The sequence below is a fragment of the Pseudonocardia sp. UM4_GMWB1 genome, assembly GCF_017312155.1.
Taxonomy (GTDB): domain Bacteria; phylum Actinomycetota; class Actinomycetes; order Mycobacteriales; family Pseudonocardiaceae; genus Pseudonocardia; species Pseudonocardia alni.
The window spans coordinates 2,129,506-2,145,646 of the sequence record NZ_QJPN01000001.1 but is presented as its reverse complement, the minus strand read 5'-3'; the positions used below and the strand labels follow the sequence as shown (position 1 = coordinate 2,145,646).

Sequence of the window (16,141 nt, the reverse complement as noted above, 5' to 3'; positions counted from 1 at the left end):
TTCATCGCACCGCTCCGCTCTCGCGGAGGGCACGGAGCTCGTCGTCGTCGAAGCCCGCCTCGCGCAACACCGCCTCGGTGTCCGCGCCCACCCCGGACACCCCGCGGCCGACGCTCGCGGGAGTACGCGACAGTCGGACGGGGTTGCCGAGGATCCTGGTCGTGCGCCGGCCTTCGACGTCGACGGTGGTGACGGTGCCGTTCTCCAGAACCTGCGGATCCTCCAGCGCCTCGCGCAACGTGAGCAGCGGGGCCGACAGCAGGTCGACGGCGTCGAACCGCTCGGTGGCATCTCGCGTGGTGAGTGCGGCGACCGCGTCGCGCAGCAACTCGTTGGCGGCGGCGGCGTTGCGGGCCTGCAGGTCGGCGGTGGCGAACTCCGGCCTGCGGCTGAGGTCCTCGACCTCCAGCGCCTTGCACAGCATGCCGAGGGCGTTGTCGCGGAACAGGCCCAGGACCGTGACCATGCCGTCCGCGGTGGGGAAGACCCCGTGGTACCAGTCGGTGACCCAGTTGGTCTCGTGGTCGTACATCAGCAACGAAGCGCTCTCCAGCGTCTGCAGAGCGAGTGCCGTGTCGAGCAGGTTGACGCTCACCTTCTGCCCCCGGCCGGAGCGCTCGCGCTCGAAGAGCGCGACCAGGATCCCCTGCGCCAGCAACATCCCGGACGCGTAGTCCACCGCGGGGACCGGATTGAGGTGCGCGGACAGCGTCCGGTCCCCGACGGTCCGGGCCATCCCGCTCAGCGACTGGGCGAGCATGTCCTGCCCGGCCTTGTGCGCGTAGGGGCCGCTCTCGCCGAAGCCGGACGCCGAGGCGTACACCAGCCGCGGGTAGCGCTCGGCGAGCAGCTCGTACGCCAGACCCAGGCGTTCCACGGCCGCCGGCCGGTAGCTGTGCACGAGAACGTCGGCCCTGGCCAGTAGCCGGTGCAGCGCGCTCATGCCCTCCCGGGTCTTCAGATTGAGGGCGATGCTGCGCTTGTTGCGGTTGACGCCGGCGTAGTACGACGACGGCTCCCCTGCCTCGACCGCCGGGCGGTCCAGCGAGCGCAGCATGTCGCCCCGGACACCGCGCTCGACCTTGATCACGTCGGCGCCGTGGTCGCCGAGCACCTGCGCGGCGACGGGGCCCTGCACCACTTCGCCGAGGTCGAGCACGGTCATCCCGCTCAGCGGCTGTGACACGCCGATCACCGACCCTCGTAGACGGACTTCGCCACGAGCAGCCGCTGGATCTGGTTGGTGCCCTCGTAGATCTGGGTGATCTTGGCATCGCGCATCATGCGTTCCACCGGGTAGTCGCGGACGTAGCCGTACCCGCCGTGGAGCTGCACCGCGTCCGTGGTGACGGACATGGCGTTGTCGCTGCAGAGCAGCTTCGCCATCGAGATCCTGCCGCGAGCCCGCGGGTTCCCGTCCATGATCAGACGAACGGCGTCGTACAGCAGTGCGCGGGCGGACTCGATCTTGACCGCCATATCGGCGACCATCCCGCGCAGCATCTGGAAGCGTGACAGCGGCTGACCGAACTGGTGCCGCTCGCAGGTGTAGGCCACCGCCGCGTCGAAGGCGCCCTGCGCCACGCCGAGGGCCTGCGCGGCGATGAGCGCGCGGCTGGTGTTGAGCTCACCGTTGATGTAGCGGTAGCCCTGCACCGGGTCGGCCACGACGCGGCTCGCCGGCAACCGCACACCGTCGAAGTTGACGTCGGCGGTCGGGCTGCCCCGCATGCCCATCTTCTTCTCGTGCGGGCCGAAGGACACGCCCGGGTCGTCCCGGTGGACCATGAACACGCCGAAGTCCTGCGTTCCCCCGGACCGGGCGAGTACGGCGTACCAGTCGGCCCACGGCGCGTTGCTGATGAAGCGCTTCTGGCCGGTGAGCATCCAGTCCGTGCCGTCGGGACGCGCTGTGGTGGCGATCGCGGAGAGATCGGAGCCGACGGTCGGCTCGGTCATGCACCAGGCGGCCCCCGCATCACCGGCCGCGACGCGCGGCACGATCTCGGCCTTGAGCTCGTCCGAGCCGTGGCTGACCACTGTCGAGGTACCGGCCCAGTTGACCAGCAGCACGAGCGCGGTGCTCCCGCAGGCGGCGGCAACCTCTTCGACTGCGATGACCTGCGACAACAGGTCTCCGTCGCCGCCACCGAGCGCCCCGGCGTAGGGCAGGCCCGCGACCTCGGCCTCGCGCAGCGCCGCCCAGCCCTCCTCGGGGAAGCGCTCCTTGTCGTCGACATCGCCGGCATGCGGGGCGATGCGATCGGCGGCGAGCCTCCGGACCATGTCCCGGAAGTCGTCGTACTGGGTGTCCATGTCGTCTTCCCTTCGACGATCGTGCAGGTGGTTCACAGCGGTGGCCAGCTGAGGCCGGTGACGGCGGGACCCCCGCCGCCCGCCGTGACACGGCGGGCGGCGTCCGCGGAGACGCCCAGCCGGGTCAGCACCGCCTCCGTGGCGTCTGCGGTGTCGGTGTGCCCGGCCCGGGCCGCGGTGCGGGAGAACACCGGGACGGGCGGGACGGAGCCGGGGTCGAATCCGTCGTAGCGCTCCTTGATCTGCCCGAAGCCGGCGAGTTCGTGGGGCTCGAGGACCGGCGTGACGCAGGCGTCGACGCCGGCGAAGCGCTCCGCCCAGGCGTCGCGGTCGCGGGTGGCGAACGCCGCGGTCAGGCGCTCGCCGATCTCGGTCCAGTTCTCGGGGTCGAGGTGGTCCGGGACCTCACCGAGTTCCAGCGCAGCCCAGAGGTTGGCGAAGAACGCGTTCTCCAGCGCGCCGACCGCGACGTGGCGACCGTCCGCACAGGGATAGCACCGGTACGCCGGCATGCTGCCGGTGAGGACGCCCTCCCCCCGGGCCGGTAGGGAGCGGTGGCCCCAGTCGGCGAAGTTCATGCCCATCATGGACAGGACGCCGTCGACCATCGCCGCGTCGAGGTACTGGCCGGCCCCGGAACGCTCCCGCTCGTAGAGCGCGGACACGATGCCGAACGCCGCCAGCAGGCCGCCACCGGCGAAGTCGGCCAGCAGGTTGAGCGGCGGCACCGGTGGCCCGTCGGCGGGCCCGAACGTCCCCAGGGCGCCGCCGACGGCGGCATAGTTGATGTCGTGTCCGGCGGCCTGCGCGAGCGGACCGGTTTGCCCGTATCCGGTGACACTGCAGTAGACCAGCCGCGGGTTGATCCGGCGCAGCTCCTCGTAACCCGCCCCGATCCGGTCGGCCACGCCGGGCCGAAAGCCCTCCATCAGCACGTCGGAGACCTCGACCAGCCGGTGCAGGGCCGCACGGCCGTCCGCTGTCTTGAGATCGAGGGTCACGAACTGCTTCCCGCGCGCCAGGGCGGGGACGGGGAGCCCGGACCTGCCGCCACCGACGGAGATGACCTCGGCCCCCAGGTCGGCCAGCAGCATGCTTCCGTAAGGGCCCGGAGCCAGGCGGGTCATGTCGAGCACGCGGATGCCGGTCAGCGGACCGGAACTTTCCGATGTGGACGTCAGGGATGGCACAGCAGGACGCTCCTCCTCGTTGTGGTCGCCTCGCGTTGCTTCGAGATCCTGTGCCGCCCTCATCCGCCTCGGTACCTCCACCAGGAGGTGCCGGTTTCCCGACGACGGCGCGACGGTGTCCGCCGAGCGTGGCAACGGGCCACCCCGACCGAGGGAGACGGCGATGTCCGGCGTCGAGCAGCCGAGCACCAGCCCGGCGGAGTTCGAGCAGGTCCTGGAATCCGCGGCCGCGGCGGCGCCCGCACTGGGCGCGATGTCGCCCGGGGAGCGAGCCAGGTTGTTGCGCGCGGTCGCGGCCGGCCTGCGGGCCCGGCGCGACGAGCTGGTCCCGCTCGCGGATGCGGACAGCGCCCTGGGCGAGGCGCGGCTGGTCGGCGAGGTCGAGCGCACCGCGGTGCAGTTCGAGATGTTCGCCGAAGCGGTCGAAGAGGGTTCCTGGCTCGAGGCCGTGATCGATCGGGCGAACCCCGAGGGCCCGCTCGGCCCGCAGCCCGACCTGCGCCGCATGCTCGTGCCTCTGGGGCCGGTCGCCGTGTTCGGGGCGAGCAACTTCCCGTTCGCGTTCGGGCTCGCCGGCGGGGACACCGCGTCGGCCCTGGCCGCGGGCTGCCCGGTCGTCGCCAAGGTGCACCCCGCCCAACCGCGGCTCTCCGGCCCCTACGCCGAGGTCGTCGCGAAGTCGCTGGCCGCAGCCGGTGCTCCCGAGGGCACCTTCGGGGTCGTGTCGGGACTCGAGTCGGGCCGTGCCCTCGTCATGGACCCGCGGATCACCGCGGTCGGCTTCACCGGCTCCACCTCCGGGGGGAGGGCGCTCGCGGACCTGGCCGCCGGTCGCCCCTCCCCCGTTCCCTTCTACGGTGAGCTGGGCAGCCTCAACCCGGTGTTCGTCACGCCGGCGGCCGCGGCCGCGCGGGGCGAGGGGATCGTCCGCGACTACCTGGCCTCGGTCGGGCTCGGCGCCGGCCAGTTCTGCACCAAGCCGGGCCTGCTGCTCGTGCCCGAGGACAGCGGGATGGCCGAGATCGTCGCCGCCGAGGCGGACACCGCACCGGTCACGCTGCTGCACGACGGGATCGGCGACGCCTACGTGGACGGGACGCGGACCCTGGCGACGCATCCCGCGGTGCGGATCCTTGCCGGTGCCCCGGAAGGCGACGGCCGGACCGTCCGCCCCGTGTTGGCCAGGACGACGATCGTCGAGCTCGCCGGGTTCCGGGACGAACTGCTGGCGGAGCGCTTCGGACCCTTCTCCCTCGTGGTGACCTACCGCGACGCCGACGAGCTGCGGTCCGCCGTCGCCCTGCTGGAGGGGTCGCTGACCGCAGGGGTACATGCCGCGGGGCCCGACGACGGCGACGCGGCAGCGCTGCTTCCTCTCCTCGCTCCGCTCGCCGGCCGCGTCCTGTGGAACAGTTGGCCGACGGGTGTCGCGGTCACCTGGGCACAGCACCACGGCGGCCCCCACCCGTCGACGACATCGATCCACACATCAGTGGGCGCCACGGCCATGCGCCGTTTCCTGCGCCCGATCGCCTACCAGTCGATTCCGGACGCTTTGCTCCCGGCAGCGTTGGCGGACGCCAACCCGCTGGGCATCCCCCGCCGTGTCGACGGCGTGCTCACCCCGGAGCCGCTGGCGTGAGCGGTAGGCGTCTCACTTCACCGAGGGTCCAGCGCCCGTGAGCCCGGTGTTGGACGGGATCCGCGTCGTCGAGCTCGGCAGCGGTGCGCTCAGCCCACAGCCGGGGCAGACGCTCGGCGACCTCGGAGCCGAGGTCGTCAAGGTGGAGCACGGCGCCCGGGGGGGCGCCCTTCGCCCGGTCGACCGGCAGGCGGTCGACAACGACCTCATGGCACCGGCTTTCGCCGCCGCGAACCGCAACAAGCGCAGCATCTGCGTCGACCTCGCCACGCCCGGTGGCGAGGACGTCGTGCGCCGTCTGGTCGAGCGCGCCGACGTCCTGCTCCACGACCACGGGGCGCCGTGCATCGAGCGGCTGGCGCTGGGCCACGCCGATCTCGCCGGAGGCCACCCACGCCTGATCCACGCCTCGATCAGCAGCGCCGGTTCCATCGGTTCCACAGCCGCCCCGGCGGGACACGAGCTACTCGCGCAGGCCACGAGCGGGCTCACCCACACCGGCTGCGGCCGGGGTGGTCACCTCCCGCGATCCCTTCCCGGCACGCCGGTCATCTACGCGGCCTCGGCGCTGCTGGTTCAGGGGATCCTCGGAGCGCTCCTCGAGCGAGGCCGATCGGGCCGCGGACAGGAGGTGACGGTGAGCCTGTTCGACACCGCACTCGCCATGCAGGGATCGGAGGTCGCATCGTTGTCGATGTACGGGCGGAGCCCCGGATGGGACGACCTGGGGTACTGGGCCACGTTCACGACCCGCGACGGAACCGTGACCGTGGTCGGTGTCGTCGACGCGGACGCACTCGGCCCGCTGTGCCGGGAACTCGGCGTCGACGACCTCACCGAGCGGGCAGAGTTCTCGACGCCGTACCTCCAGGCGCGTAACGGGGAGGCGGCAACAGCTCTTCTCGCGCCAGCCGTCGCCGAGCTGACGAACCTGCAGGCTCTCGAGGTCTTCGAGACCGCAGGACTGGCCTGTGCTCCCGGGCTCGGGCTCCGGACGCTCCTCGACGGGTCGAGTGTCGGGGCCGGCCCACTCCTGGTCGACGTGGACGTGGCGGGCCAGCCGGCCGCGCAGCTGCCCCGCCATCCCGTGCGCATGTCGCGGAGTCGCGCACAGACCGGGCGAGGGGTCCCCGCCCTCGGCCAGGACACCGAGAACGTGCTCGCCGAGCTCGGCTTCGTCCCCGGCGAGATCCGCGCGCTGGCGGGTGTCGGCGCCATCCGCCCGGACGCGGACAGGGAGATCCGCTCCGCCGCGAACTACGTCTGATCGAGCTCGGATCCACAGTCGACGTGAGGCTGAGGATCGGGTCGTGGGTGGACGACGAACCAACGGGCCCGCACGTGCGCAACGGCGCTACTTCGTGCTCCCGCCCGCGTCGACGAGCAGCTCGAGTCCGGTAAGGAAGCGGGCCTCGTCGGACAGCAGCCAGAGCGCGGCGGTGGTCGAGTCCGTGATCTCAATGCTGCTGGTGGTCTTGGTGTCCTCCTGCAACGCCCGCCCGTCCTGGGCGATCGCCCGGCGGATCGTCAACGTCCCCGAATGCCGATCGACGTTCGTTCTTCGCGCCCGCCCCGGCCGGGACGGTCTCGCGCAGGTAGTGCCGCCGACCGGAGATCGGGTCCTTCCCGACGTAGACGGAGACCCGGAGCGCGCCGCTGGGCAGCTCCTCGATCGTCCCGCGCGGTCGTCCGCGCGGCCTCCCGGCTGCCGTCACGTGGAGCAGGATACGAGGGCTTCGCACCACGAAAGGCTCCACGAGCGGAGCTACGCGATCATGGGGCCAGAGAAGGCCCTGGTCAGATATGTGGGCGCGGCAGGGTTCGAACCTGCGACCGCTCGGGTGTAAACCGAGTGCTCTCCCGCTGAGCTACGCGCCCGGGACGGACATCTTCACACGGCCCCCAGGGCCCGACGCCACCCGTCCTGGTCCCGCGGTTCCCCCGGCTGGTTCACTTCGGCGAACGAGACGGTGCCGTCCGGGCGGATCAGGAACGTCCCCCGCAGCGCCCTCCCCTTCGCGGTGTCGAACACCCCGTAGGCCGACGCCACGGCCCCGTGCGGCCAGAAGTCGGACAGCAGCGGGAACCTGAACCCCGCGGACGCGGCCCAGGCCCCGAGCGAGAACGTCGGGTCACAGGAGATCGCCAGCACCTGGGTGGCGTCGTTCTGGAACTCCGGGAGCGACGCCTGCACCGCCGACAGCTCCCCGCCACAGATCCCGGAGAACGCGAACGGGTAGAAGACCAGCAGCGCCGAGCGCCCCGACCCGAGGACCGACGCCAGCGAGACCGGCTGTCGGTTCTGGTCGGGGAGCTCGAAGTCCGGGGCGGCCGCACCCTCGACTACTGGGCTCAGCGCTTGCCCTTCCCCTGCTTCGGCGGCACGAGCTTCGACCCCACCCAGTCGTCCCCGAGCGTCGCGTTGGACGTCTGCGACAGTCCGGCGGTCGGAGCCGCCTCGGCGATCTCGGAGGGCTGGATGTGGCCGTCACGGCCGGTCTTGGGTGTCAGGACCCACACGAAGCCCTCGTCCGAGAGGGGCGTTCGGGCGTCGACCAGGGTGTCGATCAGGTCGCCGTCCCCGTCGCGGAACCACAGGAGGACGACGTCGATGACCTCCTGGGCGTCCTCGTCGAGGAGCTCCTCACCTGTCGTGTCCTCGACGGCCTCTCTGACCTGGTCGTCGATGTCGGAGTCGTACCCGAGTTCCTGGACGATCATGCCCGGCTCGATGCCGAGCTTTGCCGCGATGTCGGACGCACCGGCATCTGCCGCGGTCACCACTCGTTCCCCTTTCACGCTGCTCACGCAGTCCATCGTCTTCGGTTCCGCGTGCGGGCGCCACCCTTCGCGCGAAATCGGATGGGGCATCCGATCACGGGGGCACGACCGGATGCAACCGGCTCGTGGTGCGCGGCGCGGTGACGCGCAGGTCACCCCGCCCTCCGTTCAGTTACGTACGAGTAGTACCTATCCTCGCGGCCAGAGCCCGACTTCGTGAACGACGAGTTTCGGGACCGCGCCGGAACAGGCACGATGGACCGAGCCACGGCCACGACCGTCGAGTCCGGCCGGCGACGTCGCCCCACAGCCGGCGGCGGAAAGACAGGGCCGGGCGATCCCGGCCACCGACGGAATCAGGCAGGGAGAACCCTTGACCGCGCAGAGCAGCACGCCCGGCGACGACAAGCGCCGCGTCAACGTCATCCGGGACGGGCTGGCCGCCCACCTGCCGGACATCGACCCCGAGGAGACGGCCGAGTGGCTGGACTCCCTGGACGCGGTCCTGGACAACGCCGGGCAGCAGCGCGCCCGCTACCTCATGCTGACGATGCTGCAGCGCGCCCGTGAGAAGCACGTGGGCGTCCCGTCGCTGACCGCGACGGACTACGTCAACACCATCCCGACCGACCGCGAGCCGTGGTTCCCCGGCGACGAGGACGTCGAGCGCACCTACCGGCGCTGGCTGCGCTGGAACGCCGCGATGACCGTGCACCGCGCGCAGCGCCCGGGCATCGGTGTCGGTGGGCACATCTCGTCCTACGCCTCCTCGGCGACGCTCTACGAGGTCGGTTTCAACCACTTCTTCCGTGGCAAGGAGCACCCCGGCGGCGGCGACCAGATCTACATCCAGGGCCACGCCTCCCCCGGCATCTACGCCCGCGCCTTCCTCGAGGGGCGGCTGTCGGAGGACCGGCTCGACGGCTTCCGCCAGGAGCTCAGCCACGCCGGCCCGGGCGGCGGCCTGCCGTCGTACCCGCACCCGCGCCTGATGCCGGACTTCTGGGAGTTCCCCACGGTCTCGATGGGCATCGGGCCGATGAACGCGATCATGCAGGCGCGGTTCAACCGCTACCTGGGCGACCGCGGGTTCAAGGACACCTCGCAGCAGCAGGTGTGGGCCTTCCTCGGCGACGGCGAGATGGACGAGCCCGAGTCGCGCGGCCTGATCCACGTCGCGGCCAACGAGGGCCTGGACAACCTGAACTTCGTCGTCAACTGCAACCTGCAGCGCCTCGACGGTCCGGTCCGGGGCAACGGCAAGATCATCCAGGAGCTGGAGGCGTTCTTCCGGGGCGCCGGCTGGAACGTCATCAAGGTCATCTGGGGCCGCGAGTGGGACTCGCTGCTGCACGGCGACCGTGACGGCGCGCTGATCAACCTGATGAACACCACGCCGGACGGCGACTTCCAGACCTACAAGGCCAACGACGGCGCCTACGTCCGCGACCACTTCTTCGGCCGGGACCCGCGGACCAAGGCGCTCGTCGACCCGATGAGCGACGCCGAGATCTGGAAGCTCAAGCGCGGCGGGCACGACTACCGCAAGGTGCACGCGGCCTACGCCGCCGCGACCGCGCACCACGGCCAGCCGACCGTCATCCTGGCCAAGACCATCAAGGGCTACGGCCTGGGCACGCACTTCGCGGGCCGCAACGCCACCCACCAGATGAAGAAGCTCACGCTCGACGACCTCAAGCAGTTCCGCGACGAGCAGCGCATCCCGATCTCGGACAAGCAGCTCGAGGCCGACCCGTACCTGCCGCCGTACTACCACCCCGGCGAGAAGGACGAGGCGATCCAGTACCTGCGGGAGCGCCGTCGCCAGCTGGGCGGGCCGCTGCCGTCGCGCCGGACCACCGGCAAGCCGCTGGTGCTCCCCGGCGACAAGGTCTACGACTTCGTCAAGAAGGGCTCCGGCAAGCAGGAGGTCGCCACGACGATGGCGTTCGTCCGGCTGCTGCGCGAGCTCATCAAGGACAAGGAGATCGGCCCGCGCTTCGTGCCGATCATCCCGGACGAGGCCCGTACCTTCGGTATGGACTCGATGTTCCCGAGCCAGAAGATCTACAACCCGAACGGCCAGAACTACACCTCGGTCGACGCGGACCTGATGCTCGCCTACAAGGAGTCCGAGCAGGGCCAGATCCTGCACGAGGGCATCAACGAGGCCGGTTCGGTCGGGTCGTTCACCGCGGCGGGCACGTCGTACGCCACGCACGACGAGCCGATGATCCCGGTCTACATCTTCTACTCGATGTTCGGCTTCCAGCGGACCGGCGACTCGATCTGGGCCGCCTCGGACCAGATGGCCCGCGGCTTCCTCGTCGGCGCCACCGCGGGCCGCACGACGCTGACCGGTGAGGGGCTGCAGCACAACGACGGGCACTCGCTGCTGCTGGCGGCGACCAACCCGGCGGTCGTCGCCTACGACCCGGCGTTCTCCTTCGAGGTCGCGCACATCGTCCAGGACGGGCTGCGCCGGATGGTCGGTGAGAAGCCCGAGAACGTCATCTACTACCTGACGGTCTACAACGAGCCCTACCGCCAGCCGGCCGAGCCGGAGGACGTGGACCGCGAGGGCATCCTGCGCGGGATGCACCGCTTCGCCGCCGCGCCCGAGGGCAACGGCCCCGTGGTGCGGCTGCTCGCCTCCGGGGTCTCGCTGCCGTGGGCGCTGACCGCGCAGAAGATGCTGGCCGACGAGTGGGACGTCCGTGCCGAGGTCTGGTCGGTGACGTCCTGGGGTGAGCTGCGCCGCGACGGCGTCGAGGCCGAGCACGCCAACCTGCTCAAGCCCGGTGACGAGCCGGTCGTGCCGTACGTGACCCAGAAGCTGGGCGACGGCGAGCACGGCGACGCCCCGGTCGTGGCGGTCTCGGACTGGATGCGTGCGGTCCCCGACCAGATCCGCCAGTGGTCCCCGGCGCCGTTCCTGTCGCTGGGCACCGACGGGTTCGGCCTGTCCGACACCCGTCCGGCCGTGCGCCGCCACTTCGCGGTCGACGCCGAGTCGATCGTCGTCGGCGCGCTCTCGGTGCTGGCCAAGCAGGGCCTGGTGAAGACCGAGACCGCGGCCGAGGCCGCGGCCGGCTACAAGATCGACGACCCGCAGGCCGCCGGCCCGCAGATCGGCGACGGCGGGGCCGCCTGACCCCACCGGCACACGACGGCCCGCCGCCCCGCACGGGGCGGCGGGCCGTCGCCGATTTTCGCCCCTCCCAGGGCGACGCAGATCACGATAGGCTCCGCGCGACGGCGGTGGCGGTGATCACTCGTCCTCGCGACTCGCCGTCCTGACCAGGGCGTCGACCGTGTGCGTCGCTGGCCAGCGGTCCCGGGGCGAGGTGCTCCGGGCCGATGATCTCCAGGGAGCAGGAATGGCAGAAGGCACCGTCAAGTGGTTCAACAGCGAGAAGGGCTACGGCTTCCTCGCCCCCGACGGTGGTGGTGCGGACGTGTTCGTGCACTACTCGGCAATCCAGACGAACGGCTACAAGAGCCTCGACGAGGGGCAGCGCGTGTCGTTCGACATCGAGCAGGGGCAGAAGGGGCCGCAGGCCAGCGGGGTCACACCGCTCTGAGCCGTCCGGTCACCCGTCCGTCGTGGTGACCGGCAGCAGACCGTCACGGCCGAGGCCCCGCGTGCCCCGGCCGGTTCCGCGGCGCCCGGGTGTCACCACCCCAGCGCCGCGTGCATCTCCCACACCAGGATCTCGGCCCCGTCCGGTCCGGCGGTGATCCGCCGGCCGCCGTCGTCGACGATCCTGGCCGCGTCGCCCGTACCGAGCTCGTCACCGGGCACGTCCTCCAGCGTCGCGCCCCCACGTGCCACGAAGGCGTGCACGAACGGGGCGGTCGGCAGCTCCGTCGCCGCCCCCGGCGCGAGCCGTGCCACCGACAGGGCCGCCGCGCGCTGACGCAGCGGCAGCAGGGTCGCCTCACGGTGCCGTTCCAGGCCCGAGGCCAGGACGACCGTGTCCCTGCGCTCCCCCGCGTCCGCCGCACGCACGAGGTGGCGCGGGTCTCCGCCCGGTTCCTCGGGCACCACCCACATCTGCACGAACCGCACGCCCCCGTCCGGCGTCGCGTGCTCGGAGTGCCGCACCCCCGACCCTGCGCCCAGGTACTGCACCCCGCCCGGCCCGACCCGTGCGGTCCGCCCGGTGGTGCTGTCGCGGTGTTCCAGCTCGCCGTCGAGGACCCAGGTGAGGATCTCGGTGTCGCGGTGCGGGTGCTCGTCGTAGCCGCGCCCCGGGACGAGCCGGTCCTCGTTGTGCAGCAGCAGCAACCCGAAGTGGGTGTTGGCCGGGTCGTAGTGCGCCCCGGCGGAGAAGCTGTGCCGCGAGTCGAGCCAGCCGGTCTCCGTGCGCGCCCGCGAGCCGGAGCGGTACAGCGTGACGTGTCCTGTGGGTGCGTCCATCGTCGTGTCATGCTGCCCGACGTGCACCGCCACCCGGTCGCGGACGCGACGTTGCGCCGCCTCGAGCTCGCCTCGTCCCGGCTGGCCGCGGCATGCCTGGCGGAGATGGAGCGGCGCTGCCCGTGGTTCGCGGGGCTGCCCGCCGACCAGCGCGCGGGCGTGGCGCTGGTGACCCAGACCGGCGTCGCGAACTTCGTGTCCTGGCTGCGCGAGCCCGCCCGCACCACCCCGCTCACCGCCGAGGCGTTCCGGATCGCGCCGCGCGACCTGGCGCGGAGGATCAGCCTGCGCCAGACCGTCGAGCTGGTGCGTATCGCCGCGGACGTGTTCGAGGAGCACCTGCCCCCGCTCGCCGACGACGGCACCGAGCGCCACGAGCTCACCGAGGCCGTGCTGCGCTTCGGCCGGGAGATCGCCTTCGCCGCCGCCACCGTGTACGCCGGCGCCGCGGAGTCCCGCGGCGCCTGGGACGCCCGGCTGGAGGCGCTCGTCGTCGACGCCGTGCTGCGCGGTGACACCGACGGCGCGCTCGTGTCCCGGGCCGCCGCGCTCGGCTGGGACCCCGCCGCCCCGGTGCACTGCCTGGTCGGCTCCGCCCCCGGCTCCGGCCCCGAGTCCCCGCAGCTGATCGTGGAGCTGCGCCGGGTCGCCGCGCGGCTCGGCCACGACGTGCTCGTCGGCGTCCAGGGGCGACGGCTGGTGGTCCTGCTGCATCTGACCGGGCGGCCCGCGCGCCGGGTCGCCGACCGGCTCGCCGAGACCACCTCGGCACGTGCGGCGCCGACCGGGCCCGGGCCGGCCCCGGGGACGAGCGCGGTCACCGCGCGGGTGCTCGCCGAGGTTGCGGCGCGCTTCGGGCCCGGACCGGTCGTCTCCGGCCCGCCCAGCACCGACCTGGCCACCGCGGGTGCCGCTGTCGCCGAGGCACTGGCCGGGCTGGCCGCCGCCCCCGGCCACCCCGACGCCCCGCGCCCGGTCGACGCCGCCGACCTGCTGCCCGAGCGCGCGCTGCACGGCGACCCGGCCGCGCGGCGCCGGCTCGCCGAGGACGTCCTCGCCCCGCTCCACGACACCGGTGGCGAGCTGCTGCGCACCCTGGCCGCGTACCTGGAGGGCGGGGCGAGCCTGGAGGGCTGCGCCCGCGCGCTCTACGTGCACCCCAACACGGTGCGCTACCGCCTGCGCCGTATCGGCGAGCTCGTCGGGCGCTCCCCCACCGACCCGCGGGAGGCGTTCGTGCTGCGCGCCGCGCTCGTCGCCGACCGCACCGCCCGCGCGTCCGACGGCCCGGCCGTCGCCGCGCACACCCCGCTGACTCCTCTGGACCCGACCGGGGAGCATGATCAGGAGGTCGACGGCGTCCGTGTCCCGGTGGGCGGGGCGTTGTCGTGAACCCTACAAACACCGGCCCCTACGGATCGGTAACGAGGCCCCGGTCACACCTGTGGTTCGTAGGTTTCCTACAACTTCGGTGGTCCGACTTCGTCGTAACCGGTATCCCGGCGCCGCCCCCGAGAGGTGTGTGATATCCCCGTGATCGCCCTGCTCGCACCCGGCCAGGGGGCCCAGACCCCCGGCATGCTCGCTCCGTGGCTGGAGGACCCGGCCGCGGCGGAGGCCGTGGCCGGCTGGTCCGACGCCGTCGGGCTCGACCTGGTGCGTCTCGGCACCACCGCCGACGCCGAGGAGATCACCGACACCGCGGTCACCCAGCCGTTGATCGTCACCCTGGGCCTGCTGGCCGCGCACCGCCTGCGAGAGCGGGTCGAGCTGCCGTCCGGGACCGTCGTCGCCGGGCACTCGATCGGCGAGATCACCGCCTGCGCGATCGCGGGCGTGCTGACCGAGGACGCCGCCGTCGCCCTCGCCGGGGTCCGCGGCCGTGAGATGGCCGCCGCCTGCGCCGTCGCGCCGACGTCGATGGCCGCCGTGCTCGGCGGCGAGGAGGAGGTCGTGCTGGCCCGCCTCGCCGAGCTGGGTCTCGACCCGGCCAACCGCAACGGGGCCGGCCAGATCGTCGCCGCCGGGGCGAAGGAGGCGATCACCGAGCTGGTCGCGTCGCCTCCGGAGAAGGCACGGGTCAAGGAGCTCCCGGTCGCCGGGGCGTTCCACACCGCGCACATGGAGCCCGCGCGTGCCGCGCTGGAGAGCCACGCGTCGTCGGTGCCGGTGTCGGACCCGACGCTCACGCTGCTGTCCAACGCCGACGGCGCGACCGTCGACACCGGCGCCGAGGCGCTGCGCCGGCTCGTCGCGCAGGTCACCCGGCCGGTCCGCTGGGACGCCTGCATGCAGACCCTCGCGGACCGCGGGACCGGTGCGACCCTCGAGCTGCCCCCGGGCGCGACGCTGACCGGGCTGGTCAAGCGCGCCGTCAAGGGCACCCCGACGCTGGCGCTCAAGACCCCCGAGCAGCTCGACGCCGCCGTCGACCTGATCTCCGAGCACGGGAAGTGAGCCCCATGCGAGCGACCCCGACCGTCGCGGGGGCCCGTTTCCTGGGCCTCGGCAGCTGGCAGTCCGAGCACGTGGTCACCAACGCCGACCTGGAGAAGCGGGTCGAGACCGACGACGCGTGGATCCGCAGCCGCGTCGGGATCGCCGAGCGCCGGATCGCCGACGCCGACACGTCGCTGACGTCCATGGCGACGGCGGCCGGGGCAGCGGCGCTGACCGACGCCGGCTTCGACCCGGCCGCGCTCGACGCCGTGATCGTTGCGACCTGCACGATGCCCAACCCGATCCCGAACGCCGCCGCCCAGGTGGCGACCGGCCTGGGCGCGAACGGCGTCGCCGCGTTCGACCTCAACGCGGCCTGCGCCGGCTTCAGCTACGCCACGGCCGTCGCCTCGGACATGATCCGGGCCGGTTCGGCCCGGCACGTGCTGGTCATCGGCGCCGAGAAGCTCTCGGACTGGGTCGACTGGGACGACCGCTCGACCTGCATCATCTTCGCCGACGGCGCGGGCGCCGCCCTGCTGGGACCGGCGGACGGCGAGGACGAGGTGGGCGTCGGCCCGGTCAGCTGGGGCAGCGCGGGCGACCACGCGTCGACCATCCGGATCCTCGGTGAGACCACGAACAAGCTGCACCAGGAGGGCCAGGCGGTCTTCCGGTGGGCGACGACGGCGATCTCCCCCGTCGCGCTGGACGCCGTCGAGCGGGCCGGGCTCACCCCCGCCGACATCGACGTGCTCATCCCGCACCAGGCGAACCTGCGCATCGTCGAGGCGATCGCGAAGAAGCTGCGCCGCCACGGCGCCCGGGAGGACATGGTCGTCGCCGACGACATCGTGCACTCCGGCAACACCTCGTCCGCGTCCATCCCGATGGCGCTGGACCACATGCGCACGGCCGGCCGGGTACGGTCCGGCGACGTGCTGCTCCTCGTAGGCTTCGGCGCAGGACTGTCCTACGCCGGACAGGTCGTCGTCTGCCCCTGACGGGGCACCGGAGACCTGGCACCCGCACCCATCCACCGCGCAAGGAGAACCATCGTGGCTGACAACGCCGAGATCCTCACCGGGCTGGCCGAGATCGTCGAGGAGGTCGCCGGCATCGACACCGCCGAGGTGACACCCGAGAAGTCCTTCGTGGACGACCTGGACATCGACTCGCTGTCGATGGTGGAGATCGCCGTGCAGGCCGAGGACAAGTTCGGCGCCAAGATCCCGGACGACCAGCTCGCCGAGCTGAAGACCGTCGGCGACGCCGTCGACTTCATCGCCAAGCACCAGTGACCCGTACCGGCGGGCACGCACCGGTAGCGCTGTCCGCCGGGGAGAAGGA

General features: G+C 72.3%; 15 protein-coding genes and 1 tRNA gene. 8 read left to right on the top strand and 8 right to left on the bottom strand.

Annotated elements, in window-relative coordinates:
- Nucleotide 1 precedes the first annotated feature (1 nt).
- From DMP15_RS10460 to DMP15_RS10450, 3 genes are read right to left on the bottom strand one after another with little or no spacing between them, the layout of a single operon-like run.
- Nucleotides 2–1,186 carry a CoA transferase gene (locus DMP15_RS10460; RefSeq protein ID WP_073577485.1) on the bottom strand — a complete coding sequence of 395 codons (1,185 nt, stop codon included), beginning with the start codon at nucleotides 1,184–1,186 and terminating at the stop codon, nucleotides 2–4.
- Nucleotides 1,187–1,191: 5 nt separating this feature from the next.
- A complete protein-coding gene (locus DMP15_RS10455; RefSeq protein ID WP_100878332.1) occupies nucleotides 1,192–2,316 on the bottom strand; it encodes an acyl-CoA dehydrogenase family protein in 1,125 nt (374 codons plus the stop codon).
- A 32-nt stretch (nucleotides 2,317–2,348) separates the two neighbouring features.
- Nucleotides 2,349–3,506: a CaiB/BaiF CoA transferase family protein gene (locus tag DMP15_RS10450; RefSeq protein WP_392567362.1), complete on the bottom strand. Its 1,158-nt coding sequence runs from the start codon at nucleotides 3,504–3,506 to the stop codon at nucleotides 2,349–2,351.
- A gap of 163 nt (nucleotides 3,507–3,669) precedes the next feature.
- On the opposite strand from DMP15_RS10450, the gene DMP15_RS10445 reads away from it, so the two are divergent.
- Complete coding sequence (locus DMP15_RS10445) at nucleotides 3,670–5,148, top strand: aldehyde dehydrogenase (NADP(+)) (protein WP_337825774.1); 1,479 nt, start codon at nucleotides 3,670–3,672, stop codon at nucleotides 5,146–5,148.
- A gap of 37 nt (nucleotides 5,149–5,185) precedes the next feature.
- On the top strand, nucleotides 5,186–6,415 hold the full coding sequence (locus DMP15_RS10440; protein ID WP_337825773.1) for a CaiB/BaiF CoA transferase family protein: 1,230 nt from the start codon (nucleotides 5,186–5,188) through the stop codon (nucleotides 6,413–6,415).
- A gap of 87 nt (nucleotides 6,416–6,502) precedes the next feature.
- Here the strand turns inward: DMP15_RS10440 and DMP15_RS10435 are convergent, their stop codons facing one another.
- From DMP15_RS10435 to DMP15_RS10420, 4 genes are all read right to left on the bottom strand, one after another.
- Nucleotides 6,503–6,679, bottom strand: a complete 177-nt coding sequence (locus DMP15_RS10435; protein WP_337825772.1) for a hypothetical protein — start codon at nucleotides 6,677–6,679, stop codon at nucleotides 6,503–6,505.
- A 275-nt stretch (nucleotides 6,680–6,954) separates the two neighbouring features.
- A tRNA-Val gene (locus DMP15_RS10430) sits at nucleotides 6,955–7,026 on the bottom strand.
- Between the two features lie 13 nt (nucleotides 7,027–7,039).
- On the bottom strand, nucleotides 7,040–7,504 hold the full coding sequence (locus DMP15_RS10425; protein WP_337826687.1) for a peroxiredoxin: 465 nt from the start codon (nucleotides 7,502–7,504) through the stop codon (nucleotides 7,040–7,042).
- Nucleotides 7,501–7,932 (bottom strand): DUF3052 domain-containing protein, encoded by a 432-nt coding sequence (locus DMP15_RS10420; protein ID WP_073577450.1) that lies wholly within the window; start codon nucleotides 7,930–7,932, stop codon nucleotides 7,501–7,503. Before DMP15_RS10420 ends, DMP15_RS10425 begins: the two co-directional genes overlap by 4 nt.
- A gap of 370 nt (nucleotides 7,933–8,302) precedes the next feature.
- Between DMP15_RS10420 and aceE the strand changes: the two genes are divergently transcribed.
- Both aceE and DMP15_RS10410 read left to right on the top strand, forming a co-directional pair.
- Nucleotides 8,303–11,083 carry a pyruvate dehydrogenase (acetyl-transferring), homodimeric type gene (aceE, locus tag DMP15_RS10415; RefSeq protein WP_100878356.1) on the top strand — a complete coding sequence of 927 codons (2,781 nt, stop codon included), beginning with the start codon at nucleotides 8,303–8,305 and terminating at the stop codon, nucleotides 11,081–11,083.
- 226 nt (nucleotides 11,084–11,309) lie between these two features.
- Nucleotides 11,310–11,513, top strand: coding sequence for a cold-shock protein (locus tag DMP15_RS10410; RefSeq protein WP_073577448.1), 204 nt, complete (start codon nucleotides 11,310–11,312; stop codon nucleotides 11,511–11,513).
- 92 nt (nucleotides 11,514–11,605) lie between these two features.
- Here the strand turns inward: DMP15_RS10410 and DMP15_RS10405 are convergent, their stop codons facing one another.
- A complete protein-coding gene (locus DMP15_RS10405) occupies nucleotides 11,606–12,352 on the bottom strand; it encodes a pirin family protein (RefSeq protein ID WP_073577447.1) in 747 nt (248 codons plus the stop codon).
- A gap of 9 nt (nucleotides 12,353–12,361) precedes the next feature.
- On the opposite strand from DMP15_RS10405, the gene DMP15_RS10400 reads away from it, so the two are divergent.
- The 4 genes from DMP15_RS10400 (at nucleotide 12,362) to DMP15_RS10385 (ending at nucleotide 16,092) form a co-directional block, all read left to right on the top strand.
- Entirely contained in the window at nucleotides 12,362–13,744 is a 1,383-nt protein-coding gene (locus tag DMP15_RS10400) for a PucR family transcriptional regulator (RefSeq protein ID WP_073577446.1), read from the top strand.
- Nucleotides 13,745–13,885: 141 nt separating this feature from the next.
- A complete protein-coding gene (locus tag DMP15_RS10395) occupies nucleotides 13,886–14,809 on the top strand; it encodes an ACP S-malonyltransferase (protein ID WP_073577445.1) in 924 nt (307 codons plus the stop codon).
- Nucleotides 14,806–15,795 (top strand): beta-ketoacyl-ACP synthase III, encoded by a 990-nt coding sequence (locus DMP15_RS10390; RefSeq protein WP_443217625.1) that lies wholly within the window; start codon nucleotides 14,806–14,808, stop codon nucleotides 15,793–15,795. The genes DMP15_RS10395 and DMP15_RS10390 overlap by 4 nt, the downstream gene beginning before the upstream one ends.
- Nucleotides 15,796–15,849: 54 nt before the next feature.
- Nucleotides 15,850–16,092, top strand: a complete 243-nt coding sequence (locus DMP15_RS10385) for an acyl carrier protein (RefSeq protein WP_020623056.1) — start codon at nucleotides 15,850–15,852, stop codon at nucleotides 16,090–16,092.
- Nucleotides 16,093–16,141: the final 49 nt, after the last annotated feature.